10 protein-coding genes are annotated in these 18,356 nt (G+C 73.6%); 7 read left to right on the plus strand and 3 right to left on the minus strand.

Annotated features, from left to right (window positions below; translation table 11 throughout):
* Positions 1-667: 667 nt before the first annotated feature.
* The 4 genes from AC5R91_RS06125 (at position 668) to AC5R91_RS06140 (ending at position 11,568) form a co-directional block, all read left to right on the plus strand.
* The gene (locus tag AC5R91_RS06125; protein WP_495396152.1) at positions 668-2,419 is read left to right on the plus strand and encodes an ATP-binding protein; all 1,752 of its coding nucleotides are present in this window, start codon (positions 668-670) and stop codon (positions 2,417-2,419) included.
* 4 nt (positions 2,420-2,423) lie between these two features.
* Positions 2,424-3,110: a response regulator gene (locus AC5R91_RS06130; protein ID WP_495396153.1), complete on the plus strand. Its 687-nt coding sequence runs from the start codon at positions 2,424-2,426 to the stop codon at positions 3,108-3,110.
* A gap of 123 nt (positions 3,111-3,233) precedes the next feature.
* Entirely contained in the window at positions 3,234-4,565 is a 1,332-nt protein-coding gene (locus AC5R91_RS06135) for a beta-ketoacyl-[acyl-carrier-protein] synthase family protein (RefSeq protein WP_495396155.1), read from the plus strand.
* 79 nt (positions 4,566-4,644) lie between these two features.
* Complete coding sequence (locus AC5R91_RS06140; RefSeq protein WP_495396156.1) at positions 4,645-11,568, plus strand: SDR family NAD(P)-dependent oxidoreductase; 6,924 nt, start codon at positions 4,645-4,647, stop codon at positions 11,566-11,568.
* A 139-nt stretch (positions 11,569-11,707) separates the two neighbouring features.
* On the opposite strand, the gene AC5R91_RS06145 is transcribed toward AC5R91_RS06140, so the two are convergent.
* Entirely contained in the window at positions 11,708-12,721 is a 1,014-nt protein-coding gene (locus AC5R91_RS06145) for a hypothetical protein (RefSeq protein ID WP_495396157.1), read from the minus strand.
* Between the two features lie 198 nt (positions 12,722-12,919).
* Between AC5R91_RS06145 and AC5R91_RS06150 the strand changes: the two genes are divergently transcribed.
* Entirely contained in the window at positions 12,920-14,746 is a 1,827-nt protein-coding gene (locus tag AC5R91_RS06150; protein WP_495396158.1) for a sensor histidine kinase, read from the plus strand.
* Entirely contained in the window at positions 14,737-15,408 is a 672-nt protein-coding gene (locus tag AC5R91_RS06155) for a response regulator transcription factor (protein ID WP_495396159.1), read from the plus strand. The genes AC5R91_RS06150 and AC5R91_RS06155 overlap by 10 nt, the downstream gene beginning before the upstream one ends.
* Positions 15,409-15,475: 67 nt before the next feature.
* Here the strand turns inward: AC5R91_RS06155 and AC5R91_RS06160 are convergent, their stop codons facing one another.
* Positions 15,476-16,387 carry a hypothetical protein gene (locus tag AC5R91_RS06160; protein ID WP_495396160.1) on the minus strand — a complete coding sequence of 304 codons (912 nt, stop codon included), beginning with the start codon at positions 16,385-16,387 and terminating at the stop codon, positions 15,476-15,478.
* Between the two features lie 275 nt (positions 16,388-16,662).
* Between AC5R91_RS06160 and AC5R91_RS06165 the strand changes: the two genes are divergently transcribed.
* On the plus strand, positions 16,663-17,388 hold the full coding sequence (locus AC5R91_RS06165) for a hypothetical protein (protein WP_495396161.1): 726 nt from the start codon (positions 16,663-16,665) through the stop codon (positions 17,386-17,388).
* A gap of 74 nt (positions 17,389-17,462) precedes the next feature.
* On the opposite strand, the gene AC5R91_RS06170 is transcribed toward AC5R91_RS06165, so the two are convergent.
* The gene (locus tag AC5R91_RS06170; protein WP_495396162.1) at positions 17,463-18,323 is read right to left on the minus strand and encodes an SAM-dependent methyltransferase; all 861 of its coding nucleotides are present in this window, start codon (positions 18,321-18,323) and stop codon (positions 17,463-17,465) included.
* Between the last annotated feature and the right edge of the window lie 33 nt (positions 18,324-18,356).

Raw genomic sequence — 18,356 nt, forward strand, 5'->3', positions numbered from 1 at the left:
GTTGATGTGTAGTGCGGAAGGTGGGGAGCCCACCCCGGGACGCCTCGTCGGCGGCCCGTCACACCACCCGGCCCGCGACCGACTTCGGAGCCAGACAGTTACGTTCTGGCGCCGATCGGGTCGAATCCCCGCCCCGGAGCGCCTGCAAGAAGTTGATCGATCACTTTTCGTAAGAATGTGGCGTGCGTCGCGGTGGGCTGATTCCGCGAGTGGTTTCCGGGATGCGAGGGCGCTGGTGGCGGGACGGGCCACGGCAGCCCGGACAGCCGGGCCGGCCACGCCGACGACGACCTCTCGTCGTCACCCACGCCAATGACGGTGCCGACCAGCGACCCGCGAGCCGCAGGGCCTACCTCGCGCCTGACCTGCGCGACGTCCACCGCATCTTCACCCGAAGGTGACAGGGCCGCCGGAAGAGACTTGACGAAACAGCCGACCGACACCAGCATCGCTTCTCGCCAGAAATATCAGCCTAGCTAGGCACAGATATTGTCGAGAGTCTTGTGAGCAGCCATGAACGCAGTTCACAAAAGATCTTCATCTTTCTCCCCGTGCCGCGGTGGCGTCTTTCTCCCGCGGCTGGCCGGCCGCGGGAGCGGGTGTTCCGAGTGCGGTTTCGCGTGAGCGGGTCCACCGGTACGGAGGTGGCGGCCGAGGTTTGCGGCAGATGACGGACCCCACGGGAAGGCCACGCCGCTACGCCGTTCGGACCCGCGACGGCTCGCCGGCCACAAAACCCCCGCCGACGAACCGGTCTCTCTCGGCGGTGCTCGGGCGGCGCAGCATCGCCGGACAGGTGTTGATCCTCCAGGTGGTCGTGGTGGTGGTCGTGGCGACCGCGGCGGGCACGGCGCTGGTGCTCATGGCCCGGCATGCGGCGAGCCGCAGCACGGCCGAGCGCGTCCTGGCCGTGGCCGAGACCTTCGCCGAGGCGCCCGGAATCGAGGCGGCACTGGCCGCACCCGACCCGAGCGCCGAGCTGCAACCGACCGCCGAGCGGGTCCGGCGGCGCACCGGCGTCGACTTCCTGGTGGTCATGAACGCGCAGGGCATCCGGTACACCCATCCCAATCCGAGTCTCATCGGAAAGCACTTCATCGGCCACATCGAACCCGCCCTGCGGGGGCGGGGGCACGAGTTGACCGAGACCTTCACCGGCACACTCGGCCCCTCGGTACGGGCCGTCGTGCCGGTGCTCGGCGCGGACGGCTCCGTCCGCGGGTTGGTCGCGGCCGGGATCACCCTGCGCGCGGTCGACGAGTCGGTGACCCGCCAGCTCCTCGTCGTCGGAAGCGCCAGCTCCGCCGTCGTCGTGCTGACCCTGAGTGGAGCGGTGCTGCTGAGCAGGCGGGTCCGTCGTCAGACCCACGGCCTCGGCTCGGCGGACCTCGCCCGCATGTACGAGCACCATGACACCGTGCTGCACGCGGTGCGGGAGGGCGTGCTCATCATCGACGGCTCCCGGGAGCTCCTGCTGGCCAACGACGAGGCCCGGCGCCTGCTGGGCCTGCCCGCCGGCGGGGAGGGGCGCTCGGTCGACGAGGTCGGCCTGGACCCGGCCGTCGCCGGACTGTTCGGTTCCGGTCGTCTGGTCGACGACGCCGTGCTCCCCGTCGGCGACCGGCTGGTGGCCGTGAACCAGCGACCGACCGCCCATCACGACCGGGCGACGGGCAGCGTCGTCACGCTGCGCGACACCACCGAGCTGCGGGCGCTGACCGGCGAGCTCGATGCGGTCCGCGGGTTCGCCGCCGCCCTGCGGGCCCAGGCGCACGAGGCCGCGAACCGGATGCACACCGTCGTCACCCTCGTGCAGCTCCAGCGCTACGCCCAGGCCGTCACCTTCGCCACCGACGGGCTCGCGGGCGCACAACGGCTCACCGACCAGCTCCTGTCCGCCGTCGACGAGCCGGTTCTCGCCGCGCTGCTGCTCGGCAAGGTGGCACAGGCCCATGAGCGGGGCGTGGAGCTCGTCGTCACCGAGGACACCCACTTCGAGTCCTTCGGCATCGACGCCGCCGACCTCGTCACCCTCGTCGGCAATCTGATCGACAACGCTGTGGACGCGGCGCTGGCCGGTGACCCCAGCGTGCGGCCGGCGCGGCGGGCGCGGCGGGTCACCGTCGCCGTCCAGGCCGATCGGGAGGCGTGCGTCGTGCGAGTCGCCGACACCGGTCCGGGGCTGGCGCCCGACCAGATCGACGACGCGTTCCGGCTCGGCTGGACGACCAAGGCCGAGCCGGCGGGCCCCGTGCCGGGTCGCGGCATCGGGCTCGCGCTCGTGCGGCAGGTGGTCCGCCGCTACGCGGGCAGCGTGACCGTCGAGCGGGACGGCCAGACCGGGGAGCGGGACGGCGAGACCGTGTTCACCGTGCGGCTGCCGGCGCGCCCGGACACCCGCTCGGAGCAGGAGGCGTGACGGCGTGGTCCGTACCCTGATCGTCGAGGACGACCCGCTGCTGGCCGACGCCCACCGGCTCTACGTCGAGCGGGTGCCGGGGTTCACCGTGTGCGGCGTCGTCCGCAGCGGAACGGAGGCGTTGCGGGTGGCCCTCGCCGACCGACCCGATCTGCTGCTCCTCGACTTCTACCTGCCCGGGATGACCGGCCTCGAGGTCTGCCGCGCCCTGCGCGCGCATGGTTCGACCGCCGACATCATCGCCGTCACCTCGGCCCGGGATCTGGCGACGGTACGCGCGGCGGTGTCCTACGGCGTCGTGCAGTACCTGGTCAAGCCGTTCAGCTTCGCCGCCTTCCGGCAGCGCCTGGAGCGGTATGCGGCGTTTCACCGGCAGACCACGGCCGACCCCGCCGGACCGGTCGGCCAGCACGAGGTCGACTCCGCCCTCGCCGTTCTGCGGCCCGACACCGCGAGGTCCGCCCACCAGCCCAAGGGCCTGTCCACCGCGACCCTCGACACGGTCGTCGCCTTTCTGCGGTCCGCGCCGAACCCCGTCTCCGCGGACGACGTCGCCGAGGAGCTCGGCATGGCCCGGGTGACCGCCCGTCGCTACCTGGAGCGCCTGACCGGGCAGCGGCTCGCCACCAGGACGCAGCGCTACGGCCGGTCGGGACGCCCGGGAAACCTGTACCGCTGGAGCGGAGCCTGAACCGGGGGTTTACCCGGAGTTCGAACCGACCACCAAGGACCAATACGACCTAAATGACGACATGTCACTTTTGGCGGGCAATCGTGGCCACGACGGTGTCGAGACCACGGATTGGTGATCATGATGGTTGGATCGGCTGCGCACACCTCGGGACCTGACGCGCGGGACGTGCTGGTGACCGGAATGGGCTTCTGTCTTCCCGGTGGGGACAATCCCGTGTTCACCGCCGAGCAGGTCTGGGACGTCGCCGCACACGGACGGTCCTGTCTGGTCAGCGACGGCATTTACCACGGCCGGGTGAACCTGACGGCGGAGGCGTTCGAAACGCGGCTGCCGGAGTTTCCCGCCCTGTACTCGCGCCAGTTCACCTCGTCCCACCGCTTCGGGCTGGTGTCGTTCGTCGAGGCCTGCGCGGACGGGAAGCTGGACTTCCGGGCGGGGGATCTCACCGACGCCGCGATCCTGACCGGACGCGGCGGCCTCGACGACAACGTCGACCCCTATCTCGCCCTGCGCGAGGCGAACCCGGAGGAGCTCCCCGCCGACGAGGCGACGGCGCTGTTCATCCGCGCGCAGCTCGGCATCACCTCCTACGACGTCGCGCTGCTACAGGCGTCCCTCGCCCGGTCCACCGGGCCGAGCTTCACCGTGTCGTGCGGCTGCTCGTCGTCGACCGTCCAGCTCGGCAACGCCCTGCGCATGATCGCCGCCGGCGAGGTGGACATCGCGGTCGTCACCGGCGTCGACGCGTTCAACATGGACATCATGCGCAACGCGCAGCGGCTGCTGTTCGCCGCGCAGCGCGGCGCCGCGCCGGAGGCGACCACGATGCCGCAGACCCTGCCGTCGATGGACCGCCCGATGCGCCCGTACGACACCCGCGCGGACTGCGTGAACTTCGGCGAGGGCTCGGTGACGGTGGTGCTGGAAAGCCGCCGGCACGCCGAGGCCCGCGGCGCCCACATCTACGGGCAGATCCTGGCCCAGGCCACCACCCGCGACGGCCTGGCGAGCCCGCTGTCGCTGGACGACTCCGGCGCCGCCCTGGTCGCCGCGGTGCGGCGCTGCCTGGGCGATCGCGTCGGCGTCGAGCAGATCCCCTACATCAACGGCGGCAGCGACGGCGACCTGAACGTGACGACCACCGAGGCGAACGCGGTCCGCGAACTGTACGGGCCGGCCGTGCCGGCGGTGCTGCTCAGCTCGCAGGAGGCCTGCTTCGGGCACAGCGGCGCCCAGTCCGGTGCCCTCGGCGCGGCCCTGACCCTGCTGATGATGGAGAAGGGCGCGGTGTGCCCCACCGCGAACTGCGAGCAGCCGGCGGACTTCCTCACCTTCGATCCCGTTGTCGGGACGTCTCCCCGTCCGCTCGACTTCGACCACGCGCTCAGCTTCACCTACCAGATCGGCGGGACGAAGAGCGTGCTCCTGCTCGCCGCGGCCGACGCCCGCTGAGCCCAACACCCCTGAACGCGCAGGCACCCCTGAACGCGCCCAACCCCCCCGAACGCGCAGGCACCCCGCGGAGGAACCGATGAGCGGACACGACCAGGCCGACTCCGGCGGCAGCACCCACGACCCCGCCCTGGGCACCGGTGCGGACCCCGACACGCGACGGGACGTGAATCCCGGCACGGTACGCGACGACATCGCCATCGTGGGCATGGGGTGCCGGCTGCCGGGTGGCGCGGACTCCCCCGCGGCCCTGTGGGACCTGTTGGCCGAGGGCCGCGACGCCGTCGCCGCACCGCCCGCCGGCCGGTGGGACGAGGGGGCGTGGCTCGACCCCGTCCTGGCGGCCGCAGGCAGGAGCGTGCCGAACTGGGGCGGCTACCTCGACGACGTGGCCGGCTTCGACGCGGACTTCTTCGGGGTGTCGTCCCGGGAGGCGGACGTGCTCGATCCCCAGCACCGCCTGCTGCTGGAGGTCGCCTGGGAGGCGTTGGACCACGCCGGGATGCCGCCGGAGCGGCTGGCCGACACGAGCACGGGCGTCTTCACCGGGCTGAGCTACACCGACTACATGGAGCGGCTCGCCGGACGCCCCGAGGAGCTGGAGGGCTCCGTGCTCACCAACGGGGTGTGCGTCGCCGGCGGGCGGATCTCCTACCTGCTGGGGCTGCACGGCCCCTGCCTCACGGTCGACACCGCCTGCTCGTCGTCCCTGGTCGCCGTGCATCTGGCCAGCCAGAGCCTGCGGGCGGGTGAGTGCAGCGTGGCGCTGGCCGGCGGCGTCACGCTGATGCTGTGGCCGCGGGTGACGAAGTCCTTCGTCCGAATGGGCATGCTCTCCCCCACCGGCCGCTGCCACGCGTTCGACGCGGCCGCCGACGGCTTCGTCCGCGGGGAGGGCTGCGGCGTCGTCGTGCTCAGGCGGCTCGCGGACGCCCGGCGCGACGGCGACCGGATCCTCGCGGTGATCCGCGGCTCGGCGGTCAACCAGGACGGCCGGACCGACGGGTTGACCGTGCCGTCGCAGAACGCCCAGCACGCCGTCGCCCTCGCCGCCCTGCGCGGCGCCGGGGTCGACCCCGCGGAGGTCGGGCTGGTCGAGGCGCACGGCACCGGAACCCCGGTGGGGGATCCGATCGAGTTCGCCGCGCTCGACCGCGCATACGGCTCCGGCGCGGACCCCTGCGCCCTGGGCTCGGTGAAGACGAACGTGGGCCACCTCGAACCCGCCGCCGGCGTGACCGGCCTGATGAAGGCGGTGCTCTGCCTGCAGCACGGCCAGATCCCACCCAACCTGCACTTCCAGGAGTGGAACCCGGCGATCGCCGCGGCCGACTCGCGGTTCTTCGTGCCCACCGACCTCGTGCCGTGGCCCGGCCGGGCGGCCACCCGGATCGCGGCTGTGTCGTCCTTCGGGTTCTCCGGCACCAACGCCCACGTCGTGCTCGAACAGGCCCCTGACGTTCCGGCGACGGCCCACAGCCCGGCGGCGACCCACGGCCCGGCGGCCACCGGCGCGCCCGAGGTCCGGGGGCCCGACGTGGTCGTGGTCCCGGCCGGATCGGCCGCGGTGCTGCCCGCGGCCGCCACCCGCCTCGCCGACTGGCTGGAGGGCGCCGGACGCAACGCGGCCCTGTCCGACGTCGCCTACACCCTCGCCCGCCGCCGCACCGCCGGCCGTGGCCGCCTCGGCGTCGTCGCGGCCTCCCGCGACGAGCTGGTCCACCACCTTCGCGCCGTCGCGGCCGGCCGGTTCACCCCGAACGCCGTCACCGGCACCACCCCGGCGGGAGTCCGCCGGGACACCGTCTGGGTGTTCTCCGGGCAGGGCTCGCAGTGGGCCGGGATGGGCCGTGACCTGCTCGACACCGAGCCCGCGTTCGCCGCCGCGATCGCCGAGGTGGAGCCGCTGATCACCGCCGAGGCCGGATTCTCCGTCCTCGACGCCCTGCGCGCCGGCGAACCGGTGACGGGATGCGCCCGGGTCCAGCCGGTGTTGTTCGCGCTGCAGCTCGGCCTGGCGGCGCTGTGGCGGGCCCACGGCGTCACGCCGGCCGGCGTCATCGGCCACTCGATGGGGGAGGTCGCCGCCGCCGTCGTCGCGGGCGCCCTCACCCCCGCCGACGGCGCCCGGGTCATCTGCCGACGCTCCCGCCTGCTCACCCGCATCGCCGGCGCCGGCGCGATGGCCACCGTCGCCCTCGACCCCGACAAGGTCGACGCCGAACTGGCGGCGACGGGCGGCGGCGAGGTGTCGATCGCCGTGCTGGCCGCGCCGGGTTCCACCGTCGTCGCCGGGGCAGTCGAGCGGATCGACGAGCTCGTCGCCCGCTGGGCGGATCGCGGGATCCCCACCCATCGCATCGCCGTCGACGTGGCCTCCCACTGCCCGCAGGTCGACGCCCTGCTCCCCGACCTCACCCGCGACCTCGCGCAGCTCCAACCGATGTCGCCCCGGCTGCACTTCTACTCCACCGTCGCCGAGGAGCCCGGGGCCGTCCCCACGTTCGACGCCGACTACTGGGCGGCGAACCTGCGCCGGCCCGTCCGGTTCGCCGCCGCGGTGCGGGCGGCCGCCGCCGACGGCCACCGGGTCTTCATCGAGGTCTCCCCGCAGCCGGTGGTGACGCGCTCGATCACCGACACGCTCGCCGACAGCCGCCGCGAACCCGTCGTCCTGCCCACCCTGCGCCGCGACGAGGACGGCCAGCAGGTTTTCCGCACGCAGCTCGCCGCCGCCCACTGCGTCGGCGTCCCGGTCGACTGGAGCGCCCTCTACCCGACGGGCGCCCTCGTCGAACTCCCCCCGCTCACCCTCGATCGCCGACGCCACTGGGTGGCCGAGTCCGCCCCGACGACGGGCGGCACCCCGAGCCCCGGCCCCGGCCCCGGCTCCGTCCCCGCCTCGACCTCGGCCCCTTCCTCGACCTCCATCCCCCCCACGGCCTCCATCCCCACCTCGGCCTCGGCTCCCTCCCCCGGGTCCGCGTTCATCTCCGCCGGGCTCGACGGCCCGGCAGTCAACGGGAGGCCGCAGCCGGGGAGCCCGCCACTGCCCGGAACACACACCGACATTCCAGGCGGGCAGGTGCGCCACCTCTGGCGGGCCGACGTCGGGACCTCGGCCGTCCCCTGGCTCGCCGACCACCGCGTCAACGGCCGGGCGGTCCTGCCGGGCGCCGCCTACAGCGCGCTGGCGCTCACCGCCGCCGGCCACGCGTTCGCCACCGGGCCGGAACATCTGCGCGTCACCGACATCGCCTTCGAGGACCTCCTCGTCCTCGACGCCCACACCGATCTCACGGTCACCGTCACACCACGGGGCTCCGACCAGGCCCGGTGCGAGATCTTCAGCCGTGCCGGCGCCCCCGGCGCCGCCGCCGAGGGGTCCGGCGGGCGGGACGGGTCCGGCGGGGACGGCGGGGACGGCGGGGACGGCGGCTGGGTGCGGCACAGCGTCGCGACCCTGCACCGGACCCACGAGCCGGCCCTCACTCCCGACTCCCCGGGCGGCGACGGCTCCCCCACCGGCCCGCCGGCGCACACCGGCGGCTCCCTCGCCACCCGCGCCGCGGCGCATCCCCACCCGGTCGACGTCCGCCAGCTCCACGAGGCCCTGCTCACGCGGGGGATCGACCACGGCCCCGCCTTCACCGCGGTGACCGGTCTACACCTGTCCGCCGACGGGCGCAGCGTCTGGGCGGCCCTGGCGCTGCCTGCCGCCGCGACCGCGACCCCGCACGCCCTGTGCGTGCACCCCGTGCTTCTCGACGCCTGCGCGCAGGCGCTGCTGGCCTGCCTGCCCGCCGTCCTCGGCGGCGGCGTCGAGGGCCTGATCCTGCCCGCCGGCATCGCCGAGATCCGCCTCCTGGGAGACCCGGCGACGGTGCGCTACTGCCACGGCCGGCTGGAGCGCGCCGACGTCGGCGTGCTGCGCGGCCAGGCGGAGCTCCTGGCGGCGGACGGGACGCCCGTGGCGCGCATCTCCGGCCTGCGTTACCTGCACCGTGACGTCCGGCCGGACGCCGCGTGGCAGCCTGGCCCGGCCGGCTCGAACGGCGTCGCGCACGACTGGCTGTACCGGCTGGACTGGCAGCCCGCGCCGCGCCCGGCGCCGGCGGACGGCGAACGCGCTGCGACCGCCCGCTGGCTGGTCCTGGGCGACACCGGCGGCGTCCAGGCGTGGGCCGAGGCGCTGCGGGCCGCCGGGGCCGAGGCCCGGGCCGTCCTCCTGCCCGGGCCGCAGGACTCCGACGATGCCTGGAGCAGGGCGTTCACCGACGCGTGCGAGGGCGCCGACCGCCCCGACCGGATCCTCGTCGCCCTCGACGGCACGGCCCTCGACGACACGGCCCTCGACGACGCGGCTGGGGAGGAAGCCGGGGCGGCCGCGCCCCCGCTCGCCGCTCGCAGCCGGACCCGGCAACTGCTGGGCGTGGCCCAGGCCCTGGCCGGGCTGTCCGGGCCGCCGCCGCGACTGGTCACGCTCACCCGGGGGGCGCTGACGCTCGCCGCGGGCAGCCCACCCGAGCTGGTCCCGGGTGGCGTACGCGGACTGCTGCGGGTACTGGCACTGGAACATCCCGAGTTGCGGACCGTGCACATCGACGCCGACCCGGGGTCGACGGACGACCCGGCCGAGGTCGTCGACGAGCTGCTGGCCGACGGACCGGACGAGGAGGTCGCCCTGCGCGCCGGGGTTCGCTTCGTCGCCCGCATCGTGCCGGCGCCGCCGACGCCCGCCGAACGCCGCGCGGCGGGGCGGCGGGAGATGGAGTTCGGCCGGGACGGCTTCGCGCTGCTGGCGCCGAGCAGCGGCAGCCTCGACGATCTGGATCCGGTCGCCGTGCCGCGGCGGACTCCCGGGCCGGGACAGGTCGAGGTGCAGGTGCGGGCCGCGGGCATGAACTTCCGGGACGTCCTGATCGCCCTGGGCGCGCTGCCGCACGGCCCGATCGGTTTCGAGTGCGCCGGCGTCGTCACCGCCGTCGGCCCCGGCGTCACGTCGCCCTCCCCCGGGCAGGACGTGCTCGCCGTCGACCTCACCGGCGGCGGCGCGTTCGGCACGTTCCTGACGACCGACGCCGAGTTCACCATGCCGGTTCCCGTCGGCGTCGATCCGGTGCGCGCGGCCGGGATGCCCATCGCCTTCCTCACCGCCTGGTACGCCCTGCACGATCTGGCGGGGCTGCGGGCCGGGGAACGGGTCCTGGTCCACGCCGGCACCGGGGGCACGGGTCTCGCTGCGATCGCCGTCGCCCGGATGCTCGGCGCCGAGGTGCTGGCCACGGCCGGCAGTCCGGAGAAGCGGGCCTACCTGCGCGGCATGGGCATCGACCACGTCATGGACTCCCGCGGTCTCGACTTCGCCGAGCAGACCCTGGCCGCCACCGGCGGGCGGGGCGTCGACGTGGTACTCAACTCGCTGTCGGGCGAGGCCATCCGCGCCGGCCTGGACTGCCTGGCCCCCTTCGGCCGTTTCGTCGAACTCGGGCTGCGCGACATCCTCGCCGACAACCCGCTGGGACTGCTGCCGTTCCGTAACAGCATCACCCTGGCCAGCGTCAACATCATCGACCTGTGCCGGAACCGGCCCGACCGCGTCGCCGAGATCCTGCGCGAGGTGTCGGCGGCCCTGGCCGCCGGGCGGCTCACGCCGCCGCCCGTGACGACATACCCGCTGGCGCAGGCCACCGAGGCGTTCCGGTTCATGGCCGGCGCACGCCACATCGGCAAGGTCGTCCTCACCGTGCCCGCCGAGGGTCGGACGACCGCGGCCCTGCCCGGCGGTGTCCGGACGCCGGTGCGGGCGGACGGGTCCTACATCATCACCGGCGGCCTGCGCGGGGTCGGCCTGGAGACCGCGGCCTGGCTGGCCTCCCGCGGCGCCGGCCGCCTGGTGCTCAACGGCCGCTCGGCGCCCACGACGCAGGTCGAGGAGCGACTTGCCCGCCTCGCCGCCGCGGGCACCGATGTCCAGGTGGTGCTCGGCGACGCGGCCGAAGCGGGAACCGCCGACCGCCTCGTGGCCGCCGCCGTCGCCGACGGCCTGGGCCTGCGCGGGGTCGTGCATTCGGCCATGGTCCTGGCCGACGCCGTGATCACCGGCATCACCGGTGAGCAGGTCGACCGGATCTGGCGGCCGAAGGCCGAGGCCGCCTGGCGGCTGCACGAGGCCACCGCCGACCAACGGCTCGACTGGTTCGTGCTCTACTCGTCGATGTCCTCCCTGCTGGGCAACCCGGGTCAGGGCGCCTATGCCGCGGCGAACTCCTGGCTCGACTCCTTCGCCGACTGGCGGTCCGACCGGGGGCTGCCGACCACGGCGATCAACTGGGGACCGTGGGGCGAGGTGGGTGCCGCCACCGACTTCGCCGGCCGGGGATACGACACGATCTCGACGGCGCAGGGCCTGCACGCGCTGGAGACGATCCTCCTGCACCGCCGCCGCCACGCGGCCGTCCTGCCCGGCGCGCCTGTCACCTGGATCCCCGCCGCCGCCCGGGACGGTTCGCTGTTCCAGGGGCTCGTCCGCGCCGAGGCCGACGCCGACGCCCCGCAGTCCCACGGCAGGGAGGCCGACGCCCGGCAGGCGGACGGCGACGCCCGGCAGCCGGACGGTCAGGCACAGCACGGCGGACGTCCGGGCGGAAACGGCGACGCCCACGCGGACGACACCCCCGACGTCATCGCCGCGATCCGCGAGGCCGCGCCCGGCCTCGCACGGCGGGAGACGTTCGAGTCCTATCTCGCCGACCATCTGCGGGCAGTCCTGCGCCTGGGTTCGAGTTCCATCGACCCGGACACGCCGCTGCGTTCCCTCGGGTTCGACTCGCTGCTCGCGCTCGAACTGCGCTCCCGCCTCGAACCCGCCCTCGGCATCACCCTGCCCGGCAACTTCGTCTGGAAGTACGCCACCCTCGCGGCGCTGGCCGACGGCCTGGCCGAACGGGCAGACCTGCCGCTCGACGCGACGGAGGCAGACCGCGTCCAGGTCGGTCGCTGAGAGCCTCGCCTGCCGGGATCCAACGGCGAAACCCGGGTGGCCGGCGACGCCCGTCCCCCGGTCCGACAACCCGTTCGTCGGACCGGGGGACGGGCGGTTCTGTGATCCGGCGGCCGGGCTGCCCGCGGTAAGTCGCCGGTCAGGACGTGGGGCGGACCGAGATCTGGTCCATCTGGATCCAGCCGTCCGTACCCAGTCCCCAGAATCCGCAGAACACCGTGACCGAGGTCCGGTTACCTGGATTGAACGGCCGCACGATCTCCTGGTACTGGCCGGCGGGACTCGGGCCGAACTGCTGCTCGACCGGCGGCCAGACACCCGACAGCCGCACCCCGAAGAATCCGGTGTTCACGTCGGCACCCGCGCCGTGGCCGGAGGTCCGGACCCAGCCCCGCAGTACGTAGTTCGTGTTCGGCCGGACCGGGATGTCCTGCACGAGGGCGTTCCAGTTCCGGCTGGCGGTGCGGATGAACGCGTTGTTCGGCCCGGTGCGGGCCAGGCCGAGCCCGAGGTCGACGCCCTTGGGGTCGGGGCCCTCCGTCCGCCAGGGTGCGGACACGGCCCGGACGGGCTGCTCCTCGAAGCCGCCGTCGCCGACCGCGTCGATCCGGGCGTGGAACACCGGGGCGTCGTGGGTGAACCGGAACAGCGGGCTTCCCACCCCGCCGTAGAGGTGCGAGATGATGATCCGGTTGTCCAGGGCCACCTTCTGGTACGACACGTTGAAACTGTCGAGGTTCCAGTTGTCGCCGCCGATGCCGCCGCCGAACGTGGTGCCGAGCGTCACCCCGGTGATCTCGGAAAGGTCCAGCGAGACGCCGAAGAGCGCCCGCAGGTCGAGTCCGACCTGATGGAACGAGTTGTTGGACCAGCTCGCACCCTGGTTGACGGTCCGGAACGTCCGCGCTCCCCGGAACGTCGTCGACACGGTGACGTCGACGTTGTCGTTGCCGCCGCGCAGATCATCGCCCCCGGTGGTGAACCCGAGCACCAGGCAGGGCGCCGCGCCCGCGTTCGACGAGCACTGGTTGACATCCGCGCGCGCCGCCGGGGCGACCGCGACCACAGCCCCAAGCAGGGCGAGGAGCACCGCCATGGCCAGGCCGAGCAACCGCCCGGCGCCGGCCCGCGCAGCACCGTCAGTGATGGTCATGTATTCGCCTTCCTCCCGTGCCGACGCCCGTCGCCGGCACGGTCAGAATCAGCCTGGTAACGCTGCGGGACACGGCGGTGATCCCTCCCCTTGGGCAGGGAAAACCGGTAGCCGCTGGGAGGGGAATCCGGGGTGGCAGAGCCGGCGAGGGCTGACATGGTCGCGGCGGACGGCGCGCCAGCGCGGGGAGGAGATGCGGTGACGACAGGCACCGCCGACGTGGTGCTGTCGGTGCTGTCGGTGCTGTTCCTGCCGATCGCCGGGGCGCTCACGTGGTCGCTGGGATCCGCCGGCCTGCCGAGCCGGGTCTGCGGCGTGTTCCTCGTGCTGGGCGGTCTGCTGGCCCGTAGGCGTCGACTCGACCCGCGGACAGGGCGGTTGATGATGCTGTCCGGCCTCGCGATGTACCTCGGCGATCTGCGCTTCAGCCCGCATCCGGTGCTCTTCGCGGTCGGTTTCTGGCTCGCCTACCTGTACGCGGGTTTCCTCGGCCAGCTGGCCCTGTCCTTCCCCGCGGGGCGGGTCCGCGGACGGGTCGACCGCTGCCTGGTCGTCTGCTGCTACGCGGTGTCCGTCGGCAGCCAGATCGCCTACTACGCCGTGGACGGGGCCCGCTACCCCTGGATGGATCGCGGGCACCCGAACACGCCGGTGGCCCGGGCCGCAAGCCTGTCGTTCTGCCTGCTGGCCGCCGTCGTGCTCGTCCGCCTGGGCCAGCGGTGGGCGGCGGCGAGCCGGCCCGAACGGCGGATGACGGGTGCGATCTGGGGGCTGGCGCTGCTGGGCGGAGCCTTCGCGACGGGCAGCGCCGTCACGTCGGCGCTGGATGGCCCGGACCAGCTCCGGCTCGGGCTCATCGCGCTGTCCTCGCTGGCGGCGGCGGTCATCCCCGTCGCGCTTGTCGTCGGCCGGGTGCGGGTCCGCTTCGCGCGTGGCCGCGTCGCGCGGCTGGTCATCGAGCTGGAGTCCGACCCGAACCCGCGCCACCTGCGGGACGCCATGGCCGGCGTGCTCGCGGACGACACCCTGGAGCTCGCCTACCGGCTGCCCGGGGACGCCGGCTGGGTGGACATCGCCGGGCGGCCGGTGACCATCGGATCGCCGTCCGACGGGCGCCACCGCACCCGGGTGCACCGGCGGGGACGGGAGCTGGCAATGGTCACCCACGACCCGGCGCTGTCCGGCCAGGGTCCGCTGATGGAGGCGGTCCTCGCCGCCGCCGGCCTGGCGCTGGACAACGCGCAGCTCCATGCCAGCCTGCAGGCCCAGCTCGAACAGGTCCGCGCGTCCCGGCTGCGGCTGGCGCAGGCCGCCTACGACGAGCGCCGCCGCATCCAACGCGACCTGCACGACGGCGCCCAGCAGCGGCTGCTCGCCATCCTCGTCCTGCTGGACGGCGCCCGGCATGCCATGTCGCACCACGCCGCGCCCGACGGCGCAGGTCGCGCGTTCGGCCTGGTCGAACGGGCCCACCGCGAGCTGGGAGTCGCGGTCGGCCAGCTGCGCGACCTCGCGCAGGGCATCTACCCCAGCATCCTCGTCGAGCAGGGGCTGGGACCGGCGGTGGAGACACTCGTCGAACAGGCCCCCCTCCCCGTCGCCGCGACGATCCCCGCCGACCGCTGGGACCGGGAGATCGAGGTCACCTGCTATTTCGTCCTCGCCGAGGCGCTGGCGAACGTGCATCGCCACGCGGACGCGACCTACTGCGCGATCCGGGTCGAGCCCCACCCCGGCGAACTGCTGTTGCGGATCACCGACGACGGGCGCGGCGGTGCCCGCCCCGGGCGCGGACACGGCCTGCGCAACCTGCACGACCGGGTCGCCGCCCTCGACGGCACCGTCACCCTGCACAGCCCGGCCGGCGGCGGCACCCGGCTGCTCGTCCGCCTTCCCCTGCCGGGCCCGGATGGGCGCAACCGCGGTGCCGGAACACCCGGCGCGGCGCCACTCGCCGCCGAACCCGTCGGCGGCCATCAGCGGACCATCGTGACCGACGAGCCCCAGGAGGATGCGTGCGTGTAGTCATCGGCGAGGACGAGGGGCTGCTTCGCGAGGCCCTGACGGGCGCCCTGGAGCAGTGGGACGTCGAGGTCGCCGGAAGCGCCGGCACCCCGACGGAGATCGTCCGGCTCGTCGACGAGGTCCGGCCCGACGTGGTGATCCTCGACATCCACATGCCGCCGGACTTCACCGACGAGGGCCTGCGAGCGGCCGAGCGCATCCGCGCCGCCCACCCCGGCATCGGGCTGCTCCTACTGTCGCACTACGCCGAGGTCGTCTACGCCGAGCGCCTGCTCAGCCTCCAGCCGGACACCCGGGCGGTCGGGTACCTCCTCAAGACGCAGGTCGGCAGCCTCGCCAACCTCGTCGACGCGCTGCGGCGGGTGGCCGAGGGCGACATCGTCATCGACCCGGAGATCATCAACCGGCTGATGTCGCGGCGGCGCCGACGCAACCCCCTCGACCGCCTCACCCCGCAGGAACGCCGGGTTCTCGCCCTCGTCGTGGAGGGGCGGACGAACCGGGGCGTGGCCGAGGTGCTGTCCTGCAGCGTCGCCACCGTCGAGAAGCATCTGGGGGCGATCAACGACAAACTCCAGCTACGCCAGGGCGCCGGCGGCACGGCGGTCAACCTCCGCGTCCTCGCCGTCCTCGCCTACCTGCGTCACAACGACGCCCCCTGACGGACGCCGCCGCAGCGGACGCCGTCACAGCAGATGCCGTCACAGCAGATGCCGCGCTGCACCGCGCCTACACGGGGCACATGGGCGTCGGGGCGTTGCGGTCCCGAGGTCCGTACGCCTCCTGCGCGCGTAGGTGTGTGCCGAGTCGGTCGATCTCGTACCCGTCGGGGTAGACGCTCGCGATCAGGTCGAGCACGACCTGCGGCGCGCGCTTGTCGGTGGCGTCCTGGGCCGCGTGCTCGCGGGTGGCGCGGTGAACCCGTTCCCGGTAGGCGGCGTCGGGATAGTCGTAGCCCAGGGCCGCGACGATGCGGGGATCGGTCAGGCTCATCAGGACCTGCTCCACCCGCGGGGCGATGTGCGCCGGCACGACGGTCGCCAGCAGCCGGAGCGCGGATTCGGCGAGCCGCCGGTTCGCCGGGGCGAAGCGCACCTGCCGGTCGAAGTAGTCGTCGCGGAAGGCGACCATCTCCGCTTCGGTGGCGGGCACGTCCCGGATGTTCATGTGCAGGGCCTGCACGCGCTCGAACTCGACGACGCCGCGCACCTCGTGCTCGGTGAGCTCCCGCCAGCCGTACTCGCGGGCCGCGGTGAGCTGGCCGAGGGTGGTCTCGACCGACACCGCCGTGAAGTCCTCCGCGGTGATCGCGTACTTGCGGTGCATCTCGTTCATCCGCCGCAGCGCGTCGCGCCCCCGACCCGGCACGAATCCGTGGGTCAGCATCTCGTGGTGGATGAGCATCTGGTCCACCAGCCGTTTGCGGTTCCGGAACTCCAGTTCACCGGTGCGGATCAGGATGCGGGTCATCCGGGGCGGCGAGATCGTCGCGAAGAAGCCGGTCGCGATCTGCGGTAGCAGGGCCCGCTGGAAGTCGCGGTGAAAAAGATGGGCGATCTCCCGGGCATTCTCGACGGGATCGAGCGCCAGAATCCTGTCCCGTAACGCGTAGGGGTCCCTGTCGTGACTGCTTGTGCTCATCAGTCGTCGCCTCCGCTCGCACGCCGGCCGAGCCTCGATCGAGCGATCGCCAGCCCCACCAGCCTCCGTTGCCCCTCATTTAGTATGACGAAATCACGTGGATGTCCAGGGCTGCTCGGACGGTGGGTGAAGCGGTGGATGCCGGTCGGCGGTTGACGGTGGTCACCAGGCCTCTCCGGTGGTATCGGACCTGGTCGTTCGTTCCTCGCGGTGATGCTCTGCGGCGAGCGTGGTCCGAGGCGAGCACTCCCCGCGACGGGGATGTGCGATTCGTGATGTGCTCCCTGGCGGATCGGCCCGCCGGTCCGGATCCATGGTCGGAGTGGGAGGGCTGGCCGTCCCACTCCGACCGGGCGTACCAGGGCGAGGCGACCGACCTGCTGCTGGTGACCGTCCGGGCCAGGGTCGCCCGGGACTTCCGCGGGGGTCTGTCCTTCGACGTCCACCGGCCGGGCGCCGATCCCCAGGACGCCTGGAACTCGGCGGGCACGTCCTCGCCGGGGTCGACTTCGGCGGCAGCGTCCTCGGCGGGACCGTCCTCGGCCGGAATGCTGATCTCCGAGGTCCCCGAGCCCGACTGGCTGGTGCATCGCCTGATGACCCACCGGGGCCGGCTCCCGCGGGCGCCTGACCCGGCGGCCCGGCACGCGTGGGACGTGCGCGTCGAGTACGCCCTGGTCACGGGCGACGGTCGGGAGCTGTGGCTCTCAGGCAGCATGGGCAGCTCGGAGGTCGTGGCCGCGGTCGACTGCCAGGAGTCCGACGAGCGGGTGGCGGTCCGGGTGCGCATCGGCGTGGATCCGACCCGCCCTCGTCCCCGCCCGCCGCGGGCCGGGAGCGGGGGCGGCCTTCGCTACCAGGGCAGCACCGGAGCGGCCCGGCGCTGGACCACCAGCACCCGGCTGGCCCTGCCCCTCGGGGACCGAGCCGTCCACGACGTGGGGCGCCCCGACAACGCCGCCCGGAGCGCGGCCCGGGAGGCCTGGCGGCGGGGACGGTGACCGCGAGGGCGTCACCGTGGTCGTCGGCCGCTCCCCTGGGTACGGGCCCCGACCCTCCACCTGCCGTGACGCGACTACACCTTGCGGGCGACGCCGCCGTAGGCGCTGACCTGGGCGTCGGTCAGGTCGGCCGGGATGGCGCCGTCGGGGCGCCACCGGTGCACCAGCTGCACCCCGGGCTCGACCAGCTCCAGCCCGTCGAACAGGCTCTCGACCTCGGCCAGGCTGCGCAGCCGGGTGGGGATGCCGCGGCGCCGGTAGGCCTCGGCCGCGGCCGCCACCGCCGGATCGATGTCACCGGTGCCGTGACTCAGGACGAGGTAGCTGCCCGACGGCAACGCCTCGAGCAGCTGGCGCAGCAGGCCGTGCGGGTCGTCGGAGTCGGGAATGAAGTGGAAGATCGACATCAGGGACAGGGCGACCGGCCGGCGCAGGTCGAGGGTGTCGCGCAGTTGGGGGGCGCCCAGGATGCGCTCAGGGTCGCGCAGGTCGGCGTCGAGGTAGGCGGTGGCACCCTGCGGGCTGCTGGCCAGCAGGGCACGAGCGTGCGTGAGCACGATCGGATCGTTGTCGGCGTAGACGACCCGCGAGTCCGGGGCGATGCTCTGGACGGTCTCGTGCAGGTTCGGCGAGGTGGGGATGCCGGTGCCGATGTCGAGAAACTGGCGGATCCCGACCTCACCGGCGAGGAAGCGCACCACCCGAGTCATGAACGCCCGGCTCGTCCGGGCGGCGGTGGCCACGTTCGGGGACGCGATCAGGGCCTGCTCGGCGGCTTCCCGATCGGCGGGAAAGTGGTCCTTTCCGCCGAGGTAGTAGTCGTACATCCGGGCTGAATGCGGCTGGTCCGTCCGGAGATCCACCGGGCTGCGCTCCTCGACGAGACTCTGCCACCACCGCCCGCCCGCCGGGTCCCGCTCGCCTGCTCCCGTCACCGCGGCCAGCCTCCTCACATCAGGACGAACACC

Source organism: Frankia sp. BMG5.60 (genome assembly GCF_059428125.1).

Excerpts from the sequence above, each read along its gene's own strand:
- AC5R91_RS06140 (WP_495396156.1), top strand. The coding sequence starts at position 4,645 with ATGAGCGGACACGACCAGGCCGACTCCGGCGGCAGCACCCACGACCCC.
- AC5R91_RS06165 (WP_495396161.1), top strand. The coding sequence starts at position 16,663 with ATGTGCTCCCTGGCGGATCGGCCCGCCGGTCCGGATCCATGGTCGGAG.
- AC5R91_RS06125 (WP_495396152.1), top strand. The coding sequence starts at position 668 with ATGACGGACCCCACGGGAAGGCCACGCCGCTACGCCGTTCGGACCCGC.
- AC5R91_RS06145 (WP_495396157.1), bottom strand. The coding sequence starts at position 12,721 with ATGACCATCACTGACGGTGCTGCGCGGGCCGGCGCCGGGCGGTTGCTC.
- AC5R91_RS06160 (WP_495396160.1), bottom strand. The coding sequence starts at position 16,387 with ATGAGCACAAGCAGTCACGACAGGGACCCCTACGCGTTACGGGACAGG.
- AC5R91_RS06135 (WP_495396155.1), top strand. The coding sequence starts at position 3,234 with ATGGTTGGATCGGCTGCGCACACCTCGGGACCTGACGCGCGGGACGTG.